A 14,742-nucleotide genomic window follows, 5' to 3' on the forward strand; every position below is an offset into this window, starting at 1 on the left:
GGCCCGGTCGGGCGGCTGGGCGGTTGCGGGCGGTATGAGCGACGAGAACAACAAGGTGCCCGACTGGGTCCGGCAGCAGGTCGAGCAGATCGGCCGCACCGGCACCACGGAGGGCCTGGAGGTGCGCGGCGCGCCGATCGTGCTGCTGACGCTGCGCGGCGCGAAGTCGGGGAAGCCCCGCCCGACGCCGGTGATGCGGGTGGAGCACGACGGCAGCTACGCGGTGGTGGCCTCGAAGGGCGGTGCCCCGGAGCACCCCACCTGGTACCACAACATCAAGGCCCACCCGGAGATCTCGTTGCAGGACGGGACGACGATCCGCGACTACTCGGCCCGCGAGGTGTCCGGCGAGGAGCGCGCGCAGTGGTGGGAGCGGGCCGTCGCGGCGTTCCCGTCGTACGCGGACTACGCGGAGAAGACCGACCGGCTGATCCCGGTGTTCGTGCTCGACCCGAAGTGAGGCCGCGGCGCTCGGTCGCGGTTCCGCGGCCGGGCGCTCCGCCGGATCCGCTGCACGACCGCCCGGAGCCGGGGACCGCCTGGAGCCCGCGGACTCTGTGACACCGCCTGGTTTCTCGGCCCGTCCGGATCCTCCAGCGCTGCCCGGGTTCACCAACCCTGCCCGGATCCTCCAGCACCACCCGGACTTCGCCGCGCGACCCCGATCTCCCCGCGCGCCACGGGGTTCCCCGGCACCGAGCCCGCCCCGCCTCGGGCGCTACTCCGCCCCACCGGCGCCCGCGGTGATGCGGCGGATGGCGTCGAGGGTGAGTTCCCGGTCGTCGCCGGACCTGGTGCCGAGCGCGCGGTGGATGGTGAGCCCTTCGATCAGCGCGTCGAGTTCGCGGGCGGTGTCCGCGTCGAAGTGCCTGCCGAGGGCTTCCTGGCTGCGCCGCATCCACTCGTCGATCAGCTCGCGGTAGGCGGGTTCGCGCGCGGCCAGCGCGTAGAGCTCGTGGGTGAGCACCAGATCGGCTCGGGTGGCGAACAGGTCTTCGTGGACGAGGTCGGCGACCGCGAGGCGTGCTTCGGCGATGCCGTGCGCGGCGCCGAGCCGTCGTTCGAAGCGGGCGATGACCGCGCCGGTGAACCGGGAGAACGCTTCGCGCAGCAGCTCGTCGATGCTGGCGAAGTGGTAGGTCATCGAGCCGAGCGGCACGTCGGCGCGGGCGGCGATCTTGCGGTGCGAGGTGCCCGCGACGCCTTCGTCGGCGATGAGCCCCAGTGCCGCGTCGATGATGCGCGCCCGCCGCTGCGGGTCGAATCGGCGGCCCTTCGGTGGCATTTCCCGCGTCACCTCGACAGAAGGTAGTCGATGGGTGACCTCCCGTCCGGTGCGGGTCCGGGCGGGGCGGAGGCCGGTCGATCCCGAAACCCTCTCACGTACGATCGTACGCATCATTGCGTACGATCGTACGCAACGGCTTGCGTTCACGCCGCCACCGAGAGGAACCATGACCGAGCACCCGGGTGGCGGCGCGCCACCGACCGCCCCCACCGGCGCCCCCGGCCGCCGCCGCGCACTCCAGTGGATCTTCTTGCTGCTGGGCGTCTCACTGGCCTCCTGGGTGACCCGCACGCCCGCCATCCGCGACGCCTTGGCCGCCTCCACCGGCGAGATGGGCCTGGTGCTGTTCGGCCTCTCCGTCGGATCGATGACCGGCATCCTCGCCGCCGGGCCGGTGGTGCGGCGGTTCGGCACCCGGCCGGTGATCGCGGTGAGCATGGCGCTGGCGGTCGCGGGTCTCGCCGTGCTCGGCGTCGCCACGGCGGTCGCCACCGCGCCGGGCGCGTTCGCCGGGCTGCTGCTGTTCGGCCTGGGCATGGGGTGTTCGGAGATCGCGACGAACGTGGAGGGCGCCGAGGTCGAGCGGCTCGCCGGTCGCCCGCTGATGCCGTTGCTGCACGGCACCTTCAGCGCCGGGACGGTGGCGGGCGCGGTGCTCGGCATGGTGTTCACGCGAGCCGAGGTCGCCGTCGAGTGGCATCTGCTGGGCGTCGCGGTCCTCACCGGGATCACCACGGCCGTCGTCGTTCCCGCGCTGCCCACCGGCTTCGGGAAGGAGCGCGGCGGTCCGCGGCGCGGTCCCCGCACCGCCGCCCGGGAGCAGCTCGCGCTGTGGGCGCAGCCGCGGATCGCGCTCATCGGCTGCGTAGTGCTGGGCATGGCGCTGGCCGAGGGCGCGGCGAACGACTGGCTGCCGCTGCTGATGGTGGACGCGCACGGCTTCGACCCGGCTTCCGGGACGGTCCTGTTCGCGGCGTTCGCCGCGTCGATGACGACCGGGCGGTTCGCCGGTTCCGCCCTGGTGGTGCGGTTCGGGCGGGTCGCCGTGGTGCGCGCGAGCGCGGGGTGCGCGGCGCTCGGGCTCGTCCTGGTGATCTTCACCGCCAGTCCGGTCGCCGCCTCCGCCGGTGTCGTGCTGTGGGGGCTCGGCGCGGCCCTCGGGTTCCCGTTGGCGATCTCGGCTGCGGGAGATGGCGGCGGGGACGCCACCCCGCGGGTCAGCGCGGTCGCCACCGCCGGCTACCTGGCGTTCCTCGTCGGGCCGCCGCTGCTCGGTTCCCTCGGTGACCACTTCGGACTGCGGTACGCGATGATCGTGGTACTGGTGCTCGTCGGTTGTGCGGCGCTCACCGCTTCGGCCGTGCGCGGCCCGTCTCCGGCAGAAGGAAGGTGAACCCGGTGTCCACACGGGAACGACCACTGCGGTGGATCGCGGTGGTCTGCGGCCTGATCGGTGCGGTCGCGGCGGTGCTCGTGCCGTTCCTGCCCGTGCGGTTCGAGATCACCGAGCTGCGCTGGCCGACCCCGCAGGGGACCCAGGCGGTGTCCGCACCGCTGTCGGCGTACCAGCCGATCCGGCTGGACCTGGAGGTCCCGTGCGCGACCGCGCGCGGCCTCGACGAGCGCAGTCCGGACCCTGCGGTGCTGCTGAGCACCAACCCGCCGAAGGCCGAGTACGGCGATCTCACCGGTCTGCGGCTGGACGTGCACGACGGGCAGCTGCGGCTGATCTCGCAGGGCCAGCAGCTCGGCACCGCGCCGCTGCCCGCCGGGGACTGCACCGTGCGGGTGCACTCCGACGGCCGGGCCACCACCGCCTCGGTGGGCGACGAGACCTTCGCCCGCGTCGGCGGCGACGCCCGGCCGCAGCTGACCGGGATCTACTCCGATGTGGACGGTGCGGTCGACGACGTGCGGGGGCTGTCGTTCTCCGCGCAGGTGGACGACCGCTACGACAGCCACCCCACCCCGTTGAAGATCGCGGCGATGGTGCTCGCGGTGCTCGGCTGCGCCGGGGCGCTCGGGGCGCTGCACCGGATCGACGCGCTCGCCGGGCGGCGGCCCGTGCGGCTGGGCCGCGGGCGGTGGAAGCCCACCGGGCGCGACGCCGCGGTGGCCGCCGCGCTGCTGGCGTGGTGGCTGATCGGGGCGATGACCTCCGACGACGGGTACTTCCTCACGATGGCCCGGGTCAGCGGTGACCTCGGCTACGTCAACGACTTCTACCGGTGGTTCTCCGGCCCGGTCGCGCCGATGGGCTGGTTCGTCGAGCTGCAGTCCCTGTGGGTGTCGGTGTCCACGGCGACGCCGTGGCTGCGGGTGCCCGCGCTGCTGATGGGCCTGCTGAGCTGGGTGCTGATCAGCCGGTTCGTGCTGCCCCGGCTCGGCCAGCGGGTCCGCCGCAGCCGCGCCGCCGGGTGGGCCGCGGCCGCGGTGTTCCTCGCCTGCTGGCTGCCCTACGACAACGGGCTGCGCCCGGAACCGGTCGTGGTGGTGCTCGCGCTGCTGGCGCTGTGCGCGGTGGAGTACGCGGTGGCGACCCGCCGGTTGGCGCCCGCCGCGCTCGGGCTGATCGTCGCCGCGTTCTCGGTGGCGGTGAACCCGCACGGCATGGTCGCGGTTCTGCCGTTCCTGGCCGCCGCGAAACCGCTGCTGCACCTGGTGCGGGACCGCGCGGAGCGGTTCGGCTGGGTGGCGGTGCTGAGCCCGGTCGCGGCCGCCGGCCTGGTGGTGCTGGTCGCCTCGTTCGGGGACCAGTCGTTGCAGACGGTCGCCGACGCCACGGCGGTGCGCTCCGAGATCGGGCCGTCGCAGGCCTGGTACCAGGAGCTGAGCCGCTACGAGCTGCTGTTCGGCATGTCCCCGGACGGTTCGCTGACCCGCCGGTTCCCGGTGCTGCTGCTGATCCTGTGCCTGGCGATGTGCGCGGTGGTGCTGCTGCGGCGGGGCCGGATCCGCGGTGCCGCGCTCGGGCCGGCCAGGCGTCTGCTCACCGTCGCCGGGCTGTACTTCGTCGCGCTGGCGCTCACGCCGACCAAGCACACCCACCACTTCGGCATCCTCGCCGCCGTCGGCGGTGCCGTGGCAGCGCTGACCGCGCTGGCGACCAGCAGCACGGTGCTGCGGTCGAAGCGCAACCGCGCGGTGTTCTTCGGCGGACTGATGGTGGTGCTGGCGTTCACGTTCACCGGCACCAACGCCTGGTGGTACGCCTCCGGCTGGGGCGTGCCGTGGTTCGACAAGCCGCCGTCGATCAAGGGCTACGAGTTCAGCACCGGGTTCCTGATCATCGCGGCGATCGCGCTGGGCGTGGCGCTGCGCGAGCACCTCAAGCTCGACGACCGGAACCCCCCGGCACCGACCGAGGACCGGTCGCGGGCGCTGCGGCTGGGCACGGCACCGCTGTCGATCGTGTGCGCGCTGCTGATGCTCGCCGAGCTGGCCTCGCTGGCGAAGGTGATCCCGGAGCGCTGGGACACCTACAACCTCGCCACCGACAACGTGCGCCAGCTGGCCGGGGCGAGCTGCGGGCTGTCCGACTCGGTGTACGCCGAGACCGATCCGGCGTCCGGCGTCCTCGCCCCGGCGCCACAGCCCGGGCGCGCGGTCCCGGACGGGAAGACCGACGAGGACGAGACCCCGGATGAGTACCTGCGCGGCAGCGACGCCGGATTCGTCCGGGGCGGGCTGCCGGACACCCGGAACATCGACACCGGGCAGCCGCTGTGGACGCCGCCGTACCGCTTCGGCAGCGAACAGGCGCCGGTGTGGGGCAGCTACGGTTCCCCGACCAGCACCGGGAAGCTGCGCACCGGCTGGTACGACCTGCCGGAGCGCGCCACCAGCGGCGAGGTGCCGATCGTGGTGAGCTCCGCCGGGCGCACCTCGGGCGCGAACTCGCTGTCGGTGGAGTTCGGGCGGGACACCCCGGAGGGCTTCGAGATCCTGCGCCGCGATCCGATCGGGCAGGACGACGAGCAGCGCTGGCGGGACCACCGCGTCGCGGCCCCGGCGGAGGCGACCCGGGTGCGGGTCGTCGCCGAGGACCGCGCGCTCGGCGAGGAGGGCTGGCTGGCGGTCAGCGCTCCCCGCGCGCCGCGGCTGACCCGGATGACGGACGTGGTGGGCGACGCTCCGGCGTTCGTGGAGTGGCCGGCGGCGATGGTGCACCCGTGCCTGAACATGACCTCGATCCACCACGGCATCGCCGAGCTGCCTCGGTTCCGGGTCTCCGGTGGCGGGGACGTGCGCGGCACCGGGCAGGGCTGGTCGGCGCCGGACGCGGGCGGGCCGTTCGGGTACCTCAACGTGGCGACGAGCATGACGGAGCTGCCGACGTACCTGCGCAACGACCTGGGCAACGACTGGGGTTCGCTGTACGCGGTGCACCCGTACGAGCCGGACGCGCTGCCCGCGTCGGCGGCCGCGCACACCCACGAGGAGGACCACTGGGGCCTGTGGAGCCCCGGCCCGACGCCGAACCCGGTCGTGCTGCCCGGAGACGTGCCGGATTCCAACACCCGCTCGGACGTGGCGCCGGGGCCGCGCTAGCCCGGGGGCGGAACCGGTCGGTATCACCGCCAGGGCGGAGGTGGCGCGGGAGCCGGGGTCGGCGCGGTGGCGCACGGCCCCGGCCGCCCCGGGCATCCCCGTGCAACAGCGGAAAACCGCCTGAGTCCACTTCGGATGTTTGTGCTCGTTCGCCCTCCGGAGCGCGCGCCCGAGGACGAAACCGGACGGCGAGTGCAGCACCTCCGGCCCGCCGACAGCGCTTCCTCGCCGTCGATCTGGTGGTGCACGCCGAACCGGTGCATCGACAACTGCGCGGCCCGTCCTCGTCGATGAGCGCGCCGGCTCGATCCGACCGCTGTCCGCGGCGGCGGTGGTCGTGCTCGGGCGGCTCGGGCGCGGCGGCGGACCGGTCGTGCGGCTCCGCGGTTCGGATCAGGGCGGGTCGAGGGTGAGGGTTCGGAGGTCCGGCCAGATCTCCGCCCAGGGGTCGGTGCGGCCGGTGAGGAGCCAGAGCTCGGCGCGCTCCGGAACCATCCCGCCGTAGGTGCCCAGCGTGGTCGGCGCGTCCACCACCGCCACCCGGTTCGCCGCGGCGAACCGGTCGCGCAACCGGCCGGGGTCTCCGACGAACAGCATCCGGTCCTGTCGTTCCGGCGGCGGCGCGAACCAGCCGTAGGCGCGGTTCGTGCTCACCGCGGGCGGCAGGCCGAGCTCGGGCGCCGCGGTGTCCAGGTAGGTCGCGTACACGTAGGGCCCGGCGCCGAGCGCGGTGCGGTCCCGCTCGGCGGCCGGGACGTCCCGATAGGCGCGGGCGGTCGCCGCGACCAGCGCGTCCGCGAACCTCGGCGCGGCCATGACCGTGGTGAACCCGAGCGCTCCGGCGGCGAGCACCGCGCTGAGCAGCACGACCGGCCACGCGGCCCGCCGCCGTCCCGCCTCGCGGCGGTGCTGCAGCGCGACCGCGCCGACCGCGACGAAGGCGCTGTAGAGCGGCAACGGGTAGTAGTGCCGACCCGCGGCGAGCGCGAACGCGGTGAACAGCACGGCGAACACCACCGCGAGGAACCGGTGCTCCCGCCACCGCCGGTCCCGCACCAGCGCCACCAGCCCGCAGCCCGCGAGCCCGAGCGCCAGCGGCCCGATCACCGCGAGCCCGTGCAGCACCACCAGCACCCGTCCGCCGTAGATCAGCTGGTTCTCGGCCGCCACCACGGCGCCCATCGCGGCCTGCGGCCAGCCGTGGGCGGCCTGCCAGGCCAGCGTCGGCGCGGTGATCAGCAGCGCGAGCGCGACGCCCGCCCAGGCCGCGGGTCGGCGCAGCAGGTCGTGCGGCCCGGCCACGGCGACCGCGACGAGCACCGCGACGCCCAGCGCCAGCACCTGGAACCGGGTCTGCGCGGTGATCCCGGCGGCGACGCCGAGCAGGAGCAGCAGCCGGTCGTCCCGGGTGCGGATCCACCGCAGCAGCAACAGGAACAGCACCGCCCACAGCGCGGGTTCCAGCGAGTACGGCGTCAGCCAGTGCCCGAACTGGGCGGCGGCCACGCAGGTGGCCGAACCGAGCGCGGCGAGCACCTGGGCCCGCGCGTCGCCGCCGAGCTCCCGGGCCATCAGCGCGGTCAGCACCACCGCGGCCGCGGTGGCCAGCACCGCCGGAACCGCGAGCACCACCGGGTTCCCCGGAGCGATCGCGTCCGCGAGCCGCGCCAGCAGCGGGGTGAGCGGCGGCTGGTCCACCGCGCCCCAGTCCAGGTGGTGACGGCCGATCGCGACCACCAGGTCCTCGTCGAACCAGCGGCGCGGCACGGCCGCCACGCCCAGGTGCGCGAGGGCGACGACCCCGGCGATGAGCGCGATCGGCCGCCACGCCGGGCGGTGCAGTTCCATCGGCGCCCACTCCTCCGCTCGCGATCCGGCCCGCTCGCACGATCCGGAGATCAGTGAACACCGTGCCGCGGCGGCACCCTCGAACCGGAGTCACACACGGGCGTCCCGGCACCGGCACGGGGCTCGGCACGGTCGCGGGGCCGGCACGGCCCGGCCGGCCGCACCACGGCTCGACGGCACCGGCCGGGGGTGTCAGCTCGGGTCGAAGCGGCCGCGCTTGACCGAAGCCACGAAACCCGCCACATCCACCCGCAACACCGGACCACGCGGATCCTTCGAATCCCGGATCAGTCCCCGCGGATTCGACAACTCGACACAATTCCCGTTCGGATTGGAACGGCTCGACTTCCGCCACACGATCCCACTCACGGACGTACCTCCCATTCCCGGAGAGCCTTCGCGAGATAGTCTAGCGAGTCGGCCGCACCGAGGGCCACGTCGCGAATGCGCTGCGAGGCGGTGCGGTATTCCTTGACATCGTGTTCGACCGGCACGAACGCGCCGGAACTGTAGTGCTCGAAATGGACGACGGCCGGGGCGGCGGGGAACTCGTAGACCACGAACGGACCCGACCAACCGGGGTGCCAGCCGACCCGCAGCGGCACGACACGGATGGTGACGTTCGACTTCGCTGCCATCACCACGAGGTGAGCGAGCTGCGCCTGCATGACGTGTGCGGAACCGACGGGCTCGTGCACCACCGCCTCGCTGATCAACGCCTCGAATCGCGGCGGATCGTGCCGCAGCAGCACGTCGCCTCGACCGGCACGCACCAGCACGCGGGTGTCGAAGTCCGCCGCGGGCAGATCGACCTTCTCCAGGATCGCCCTGCTGTAGTCCCGGATTTGCAGCAGGCCCGGCACGACCATCGGCGACCACTCCACGATCGCCGAAGCCGCGCGTTCGCACTCGATCGCGCCCGCCAGCTGCTGCGGGATGCCGGAGATCCCGACGGTGAGCCAGCTCGGCTCGCCGAGGTTGCGGGCGAGGTCGAGGATGCGTTCCCGCTCCCCCGGCGACACCCGCAGCGCGGCGAGGATCATCGCGACCACCTCGACGCCGGGGACCCGGTGCCCGGTCTCCCAGTGCGAGATCTGGGTGTGCGAGATCTCGAGTTGCCGCGCTAACACCCGGAGGCCCACTCCGCGCGTTTCCCGCGCATCGCGCAGCGCGGCGGAAAGAGCCCTGGCCCGGGGCGTACCTGCGGTGGCGACCATGCAACACCTACCTGTCGTCGCTGTTCTCCTCGATCACGCGATCGGCGCTCTGGTGGTCCCGATGTGCAACCGGACACCCTTGTGCGGGACGGGATCGCGGGAACGCCGGAATGGCGCGAATCCGATTCTGTCGCACCGCATCCGCGTCTATTCGGAGGAACGGCTTTGTCGCAGCGGAAAACGCCCGATCGGGTGTTCGAAGGAAAAGCGGACGCGCTGGCGGGGGCGTCCGGTGCCGTGGCGGGCAGAACGGTGCGCGAGGTGGTCTGCGACGGCGGACTGGAGATCTGGGTGACCGGACCGGCGCTGGTCGCCTGCGCCGACGATCCGGCGCGCGCACCCGCACACCTCCTCGTCCAGGAGCCCGACCCTCGATCGTGAGCCTCCCGGCCGGTGCGACCCCTCCCCCGCGCACCGGTCCGGGACGCCTCCCACCGCCGCGGTCCCGCGCGCGGGAGGCGGGCAGGGCGCGCCGAGTCGTCGCCTGCGTCAGTGGCCCGCGCGCACCGGTTCCTCTCCGAAGGGCACCGAACCGGACTCGTCGGCGGGCCGGGCGCTCGACCGCACGAACAGCGAGGTGCCGAAGGCGAGCACGCCGATCACCCCGGCCACCACGAACGCCGTCCGCAACCCGGAGGCGTCCGGCGGACCGGAGGGCACCGCGCTGCCCACGGACGCGACGGTCACGAACACCGCGGTGCCGAACGCGCCCGCCACCTGCTGCAACGTCGCGAGGATCGCGCTGCCGTGCGAGTGCAGGTGGTCCGGCAGCGCGCTCAGCGACTCGGTCATCAGCGGCGTCATCATCAGGCCCAGACCGGCCATCATCAGCACGTGGATCGCGATCACCGACACCATCGAGGACTGCGCGTCCAGCGAGGCGAACAGCCACAGCGCCACCGCCATCGCGCCCGCACCCGGGATCACCAGCCGCCGCGCGCCGAACCGGTCGAACAACCGGCCCACCGGGCGTCCGAGCAACCCGAGCACGAGCCCGCCGGGCAGCACCGCCAGTCCGCTGGTGAAGGTGCTCGCACCCAACACGGTCTGCAGGTACAGCGGCAGCATGATCGCGCCCGCGCCCAGCAGGCACATGAACAGCAGCGCCGTCAGCACCAGCGCCACCACGAAGGAGCGCAGGCCGAACGGGCGCAGGTCCAGCAGCGCCCGGTCCTCGCGCTGCAACCGCAGCTGGCGCAGCACGAACGCGGTCAGCGCCAGCACGCCCACCAGCAGCGGCAGCCACAGCGACACCGAGCCGCCCCCGCCGCCGGACTCGCCGATGGAGGACAACCCGTAGAGCAGGCCGCCGAAACCGGCCGCCGACAGCACCACCGAGAGCACGTCCAGCGGCACCCGCCGCGTCTCGTCGTCCAGCCGCATCCAGACCGCGCCGATCACCAGGGCGATCAGCGACAGCGGCAGCACCAGCAGGAACATCCAGCGCCAGCTCAGCGAAGCCAGCACCGCACCACCGATCGTCGGCCCCACCGCCGGGGCCACCGCGATCACGATGGTGATCGTGCCCATCGTGGCGCCGCGCTTGGCGACGGGCACCAGCCGCATCACCGAGGTCATCAGCAGCGGCATCATCACCGCGGTACCGCAGGCCTGCACCACGCGGCCCACCAGCAGCACCGCGAAACCGGGCGCCAGCGCGCTGAGCAGGGTGCCGACGCTGAACATCGTCAGCGAGGCCAGGAAGATCTGCCGTGGCGTGAACCGCTCCAGGAGGAAGCCGGTGATCGGGATGACCACCGCCATCGTCAGCAGGAACCCGCTGGTCAGCCACTGCACCGTCGTGGTGGAGACGTCGAGGTCGACGGTGAGGTCGCGCAGCGCGACGCTCAGGATCGTCTCGTTGAGGATCATCACGAACGCGGAGACGACGAGCACGCTCAACAGCACGTTCGCCCGCGGCGGTGCCGCTTCGCGCTCGGTCCCCGCGTCCACGGTCCCCGTGGAGTCGGTCATGGTTCCAATACCTCTCGCAGAACTCGGTCGGTCCACCGGCGCGGCGGGACCGGGTGCCGTCCCGCGGCGGTGCGCCGTCGGAGCGGGTTCGAAGGATCAGGTGTCGCGATGCCGCCGAAACGCTCCCGCGAACCGGTGGCCTCGGCACTTCCCCCAGGTCGTGCGCCCCCGCGCACGGGCCGCGCGTCCCGGCAGCACCGCGGACGCCCAGCCGCACCAGTCTAGAGGGCCCGTTCGGGTGCGGCCGCTGAATTCTTCGGTGACGTCCGCTGCACCGGCGCGCACGCGCCGCTCCGCTTCAGCCGCCCGCTCCCGACATCGGCCACCCCATCAGGGAAGAGCGTTCCCTCGCCTGCCCTTCCTGATCACCCGACGTGCCCGCCACGTCGTGAGGTGAACGGACCGTTCGCCCGATCTATTCCGGTCGGCGGCGGGCCGCACTCCAGGCGAACGCGGGCGGCTCGGTCCACCCGCCGGTGCACGCACCCCGGAACCGGCGGTTCAGCAGCAGTGCTCGCCCCGCCAGGCCTGCCGCCCCTCCTTCACCGCCACGGCCGCGATCACCAGCGCGGCCAGCGGATCCGCCCAGTACCAGCCGAACAGCGCGTTGAGCAGCAACCCGGCCAGCAGCACGGCGGACAAGTAGGTGCACAGCAGGGTTTGCTTCGAGTCGGCCACCGCGGTCGCCGAGCCCAGTTCGCGCCCGGCCCTGCGCTGCGCGTACGACAGCCCCGGCATCAGTACGAGGCTCACCGCCGCCAGCACCAGCCCGACCGCGGAGTGCTCCGCCGCCACCCCGCCGAGCAGCCCGCGCACCGCCTCCACCGAGACGTAGCCGGCCAGCGCGAAGAACGACCCGGCGATGACGCGCAGCGCCACCCGTTCCCGCGACTCCGGATCGCGCGCGCTGAACTGCCAGGCGACCGCGGCGGCCGAGGTGACCTCGATGGCCGAATCCAGGCCGAACCCGATCAGCGCCACCGAGGACGCCCGGGACCCCGCGGTGATCGCGACGACCGCTTCGACCACGTTGTAAGTGATCGTCGCGGCGACCAGCCAGCGGATCCGCCGCTGCAGCAGGGACCGCCGCGCCGGGGCCGGGGGTGCCGCGGTCGCCGAGCAGCCCGCGCAGCACTCCGCCTCAGCACTCATCGCGCACCGCCTCCGGGTCGTCGTTCAAGCACGGTTGCGACCGCTCCACCGCGAGCACGACCTGCACCAGTTCGGCGAGCGCGGCGGCCAGGTGCGGATCGGCCAGCTCGTAGCGCGTCTGCCGCCCCTCCAGGGACGCCACCACCAGGCCGCAGCCGCGCAGGCACCCCAGGTGGTTGGACACGTTCGACCGGGACAGCCCCAGCTCGGCTGCCAGCCTGCCCGGGTAACCGGGCCCGTCCAGCAGCGCCACCAGCAACCGGCACCGGGTCGGGTCGGCGAGCGCCTTCCCCACCCGGGCGAGCGCCGCTTCCCTCGCCTCACTCGTCAGCATGCACTGAACAGTACAGCGGATGATGACGCATCGGAAGGCGCGCCCCGCGCGGCGGGAACGGTCCGCCGCCGGACCGGAAAGCGGCTCCCGGCGACATCAGCGACACCTCGGATGACGCGCAAAATCTTCCTTGAGCGGGAAAGGAGATCACATCCGATGAATTTTCGAGGGTCGTCGGAAAGCCGATCCACCAAGAGGCTCAAGGGACTACCCTGAAAGCACAGCAACACCCTTCCGGACCGCCATTGCGACACCCGGCGGAACACGGGGGCAAATGCGCCATTTCGGCTATCGTGATTCATGTCGAATAACATCACCACTGGTCACGACCATGATCAAGGCCGGTGAAACGTCGAAGTTGATCATGCTAAAGTCCCGGACGATCACATTCACTCCTCTGGAACAGGAACGGAAGCGGGCCACCCGAGACCCGATTCCGCATCCGCGCGGCATCGCATCCAGGGACGATCCTCTCAAGGCACAATGACATTTCTCGACAACGGGCCGCTCGTCCTGCACGAGAACCCCTTCGCCCTCACCCGAACCGCGGCGAATCCAGCTGACGCCGCCCTGTTCGCGTCCCCGATCACGCGGATGCTGCTCAGCAGCGACGGCCTCACCACCACGCTGCTGGAATCGGCCACCGGCCTGCGCACCCACGTCCGCGACGCCCGGCACGACCGGGTTCCCGCCGACGCGGCCCCGACCGGCGCCGCCGACCTGCTGCGGGTCACCGCGCAGGACGAACTCATCGTCCGGCGCTCCACGACGGCCGCCGTCGACGGCCGGGTGCTCGCCAGCAACCAGGTCGTGGCGCGCACCGACGTCCCCGGCGCCGAACGGTGCCTCACCGACGGCACCGCCCCGCTCGGCCTCGCCCTGCACGCCGCGGGAACCGGGTTCCGGCGCACCGTGCTGCACGTCGGTCGCCGCGCCTGGCACCCCGACCCGGGACGACCGCCCGCGGCCTTCAAGACCTACCTGATCTGGCACCAGGACACCCCGGCCGTGGCCATCAGCGAACTGTTCAACCCCGAATTCGTCCCCGCCGACCGCACGACCCCGGGAGCGACCCGATGACCGACGTGCAGCACACCCAGGTCGCGATCGTCGGAGCCGGGCCCGCGGGCCTGGTGCTCGCGAACGTCCTGCAGCGGTCCGGGATCGACGCGCAGGTGTTCGAGCAGCACTCCCGGGCGCACGTCGAGAACTCGCCGCGCGCCGGGCTCGTCGAACACCGCGTCGTCGACCACCTGCGCCGCTGGGGCCTCGCCGACGGGCTGCTCGCCCGCGCCACCCGGCACGGCTGGTGCGACGTCGTCGTCCACGGCGAACCGTTCCGGCTGGACTACGCGGCGCTCTCCGGCGGCGACCGGCATTGGATCTACCCGCAGCAGCTGCTGGTCCAGGACCTGCTCGCCGCGCTCGACCGCACCCCGCGGTTCCAGCGGCCGGTGCTGGACGTGGACCTCACCGGACGCCGCCCGCGGCTGCGCGGCGCCGGATTCGAGGTCGAGAGCGACTACGTGGTCGGCTGCGACGGCGCGCGCAGCGTCGTCGCCCGTTCCTTCCCCGACGGCACCGGCGGCAACGTGCAGCGGCGGTACCCCTACGACTGGCTGACGATGCTCGCCCACCTCACCGCGCCCGTCGAAGGCATCCGGTACGCGATCCACCCGGACGGTTTCGCGGGCATGATGCCGCGCGCGGGCGCGCTCGGGCGGCTGTACCTGCAGGTCCCCGCGGATGAGGACATCGCCCGCTGGAGCACCGCGCGGATGCGCGACGAGCTGGACCGGCGGCTGGGCACCGACTCCGGCCGCCCGGGCATCGTCCGCATCCGAGAAGCCGACGTCCTGCGGATGCGCAGCGGCATCGCGGGTGTGCTGCAGCGGGGGCGGGCGTTCCTGGCCGGGGACGCCGCGCACGTGCTGACCCCCTCCGGTGCCAAGGGCATGAACCTCGCCATCGCCGACGCCGCCGACCTCGCAGGCTCCCTCGTGCGGCGCTACCGCGACGACGATCCGACCGCGCTGGACGGGTACGGCGAGCGGCGGCGGGTGCAGGCCGAGCACACGCTCGCGTTCTCCGAGGAACTGCTGCAGCTGCTGCACCTGCCCCCGGACGCCACCGACGCCGCGGCCGAGCTGGACTCCCGCCGCAACCGGGTCCGGTGGCTCGCCGGGAACAACCCCGAGGCGGAGCGGTTCGCCCGCGAGTACGTCGGCTCCGGTGAGCTCACCCCCGCGCCGCACCGACCGGCCTGAATCCGCCGCGGGGGGGGGGGCCCGGGGGGCCGGGGGCGAGCAAGGACGAGGCGTTCGCCGCGCTCGCCGCCGCCGGGTTCGAACCGTACGAGGCGGGCAGGCAGTTCGACT

Annotated in this window: 13 protein-coding genes; 6 read left to right on the top strand and 7 right to left on the bottom strand. The window is 73.1% G+C overall.

The annotated features are described in order from the left end of the window. The first annotated feature begins 34 nt into the window (after window positions 1-34). Complete coding sequence (locus LCD35_RS22155; protein ID WP_224962671.1) at window positions 35-460, top strand: nitroreductase family deazaflavin-dependent oxidoreductase; 426 nt, start codon at window positions 35-37, stop codon at window positions 458-460. Between the two features lie 258 nt (window positions 461-718). Here the strand turns inward: LCD35_RS22155 and LCD35_RS22160 are convergent, their stop codons facing one another. Further along, entirely contained in the window at window positions 719-1,285 is a 567-nt protein-coding gene (locus tag LCD35_RS22160; RefSeq protein WP_224962673.1) for a TetR/AcrR family transcriptional regulator, read from the bottom strand. A 169-nt stretch (window positions 1,286-1,454) separates the two neighbouring features. Between LCD35_RS22160 and LCD35_RS22165 the strand changes: the two genes are divergently transcribed. Beyond that, complete coding sequence (locus LCD35_RS22165) at window positions 1,455-2,681, top strand: MFS transporter (RefSeq protein WP_225044766.1); 1,227 nt, start codon at window positions 1,455-1,457, stop codon at window positions 2,679-2,681. Between the two features lie 5 nt (window positions 2,682-2,686). After that, window positions 2,687-5,839: an arabinosyltransferase domain-containing protein gene (locus LCD35_RS22170; protein ID WP_224962677.1), complete on the top strand. Its 3,153-nt coding sequence runs from the start codon at window positions 2,687-2,689 to the stop codon at window positions 5,837-5,839. A 393-nt stretch (window positions 5,840-6,232) separates the two neighbouring features. On the opposite strand, the gene LCD35_RS22175 is transcribed toward LCD35_RS22170, so the two are convergent. From LCD35_RS22175 to LCD35_RS22185, 3 genes are all read right to left on the bottom strand, one after another. After that, on the bottom strand, window positions 6,233-7,687 hold the full coding sequence (locus LCD35_RS22175) for a glycosyltransferase family 39 protein (protein WP_224978370.1): 1,455 nt from the start codon (window positions 7,685-7,687) through the stop codon (window positions 6,233-6,235). A 192-nt stretch (window positions 7,688-7,879) separates the two neighbouring features. Then, entirely contained in the window at window positions 7,880-8,071 is a 192-nt protein-coding gene (locus tag LCD35_RS22180; protein ID WP_224962681.1) for a DUF397 domain-containing protein, read from the bottom strand. Then, window positions 8,053-8,904: a helix-turn-helix transcriptional regulator gene (locus tag LCD35_RS22185; RefSeq protein WP_224962683.1), complete on the bottom strand. Its 852-nt coding sequence runs from the start codon at window positions 8,902-8,904 to the stop codon at window positions 8,053-8,055. The genes LCD35_RS22180 and LCD35_RS22185 overlap by 19 nt, the downstream gene beginning before the upstream one ends. A gap of 165 nt (window positions 8,905-9,069) precedes the next feature. Here LCD35_RS22185 and LCD35_RS22190 point away from each other — a divergent pair, with 165 nt between their 5' ends. Continuing rightward, on the top strand, window positions 9,070-9,285 hold the full coding sequence (locus LCD35_RS22190; RefSeq protein ID WP_225044767.1) for a hypothetical protein: 216 nt from the start codon (window positions 9,070-9,072) through the stop codon (window positions 9,283-9,285). Window positions 9,286-9,393: 108 nt separating this feature from the next. Here the strand turns inward: LCD35_RS22190 and LCD35_RS22195 are convergent, their stop codons facing one another. From LCD35_RS22195 to LCD35_RS22205, 3 genes are all read right to left on the bottom strand, one after another. Continuing rightward, window positions 9,394-10,878, bottom strand: a complete 1,485-nt coding sequence (locus LCD35_RS22195) for an MDR family MFS transporter (RefSeq protein ID WP_224962868.1) — start codon at window positions 10,876-10,878, stop codon at window positions 9,394-9,396. Between the two features lie 501 nt (window positions 10,879-11,379). Beyond that, a complete protein-coding gene (locus LCD35_RS22200; RefSeq protein WP_224962870.1) occupies window positions 11,380-12,030 on the bottom strand; it encodes a cation transporter in 651 nt (216 codons plus the stop codon). After that, entirely contained in the window at window positions 12,020-12,364 is a 345-nt protein-coding gene (locus LCD35_RS22205; RefSeq protein WP_224962872.1) for a helix-turn-helix transcriptional regulator, read from the bottom strand. The genes LCD35_RS22200 and LCD35_RS22205 overlap by 11 nt, the downstream gene beginning before the upstream one ends. Window positions 12,365-12,847: 483 nt before the next feature. Between LCD35_RS22205 and LCD35_RS22210 the strand changes: the two genes are divergently transcribed. After that, window positions 12,848-13,444 carry a hypothetical protein gene (locus LCD35_RS22210; RefSeq protein ID WP_224962874.1) on the top strand — a complete coding sequence of 199 codons (597 nt, stop codon included), beginning with the start codon at window positions 12,848-12,850 and terminating at the stop codon, window positions 13,442-13,444. Further along, window positions 13,441-14,631, top strand: coding sequence for an FAD-dependent monooxygenase (locus LCD35_RS22215; RefSeq protein ID WP_224962876.1), 1,191 nt, complete (start codon window positions 13,441-13,443; stop codon window positions 14,629-14,631). Before LCD35_RS22210 ends, LCD35_RS22215 begins: the two co-directional genes overlap by 4 nt. Window positions 14,632-14,742: the final 111 nt, after the last annotated feature.

The organism is Saccharopolyspora sp. 6V, assembly GCF_020176785.1.
GTDB lineage: Bacteria > Actinomycetota > Actinomycetes > Mycobacteriales > Pseudonocardiaceae > Saccharopolyspora_C > Saccharopolyspora_C gregorii.

Bases quoted from the DNA above. Each gene is read 5' to 3' on its own strand.
- LCD35_RS22175 (WP_224978370.1), bottom strand. From the start codon at position 7,687: ATGGAACTGCACCGCCCGGCGTGGCGGCCGATCGCGCTCATCGCCGGG.
- LCD35_RS22200 (WP_224962870.1), bottom strand. From the start codon at position 12,030: ATGAGTGCTGAGGCGGAGTGCTGCGCGGGCTGCTCGGCGACCGCGGCA.
- LCD35_RS22210 (WP_224962874.1), top strand. From the start codon at position 12,848: ATGACATTTCTCGACAACGGGCCGCTCGTCCTGCACGAGAACCCCTTC.
- LCD35_RS22205 (WP_224962872.1), bottom strand. From the start codon at position 12,364: ATGCTGACGAGTGAGGCGAGGGAAGCGGCGCTCGCCCGGGTGGGGAAG.
- LCD35_RS22195 (WP_224962868.1), bottom strand. From the start codon at position 10,878: ATGACCGACTCCACGGGGACCGTGGACGCGGGGACCGAGCGCGAAGCG.
- LCD35_RS22215 (WP_224962876.1), top strand. From the start codon at position 13,441: ATGACCGACGTGCAGCACACCCAGGTCGCGATCGTCGGAGCCGGGCCC.
- LCD35_RS22185 (WP_224962683.1), bottom strand. From the start codon at position 8,904: ATGGTCGCCACCGCAGGTACGCCCCGGGCCAGGGCTCTTTCCGCCGCG.
- LCD35_RS22160 (WP_224962673.1), bottom strand. From the start codon at position 1,285: ATGCCACCGAAGGGCCGCCGATTCGACCCGCAGCGGCGGGCGCGCATC.
- LCD35_RS22180 (WP_224962681.1), bottom strand. From the start codon at position 8,071: ATGGGAGGTACGTCCGTGAGTGGGATCGTGTGGCGGAAGTCGAGCCGT.
- LCD35_RS22165 (WP_225044766.1), top strand. From the start codon at position 1,455: ATGACCGAGCACCCGGGTGGCGGCGCGCCACCGACCGCCCCCACCGGC.
- LCD35_RS22155 (WP_224962671.1), top strand. From the start codon at position 35: ATGAGCGACGAGAACAACAAGGTGCCCGACTGGGTCCGGCAGCAGGTC.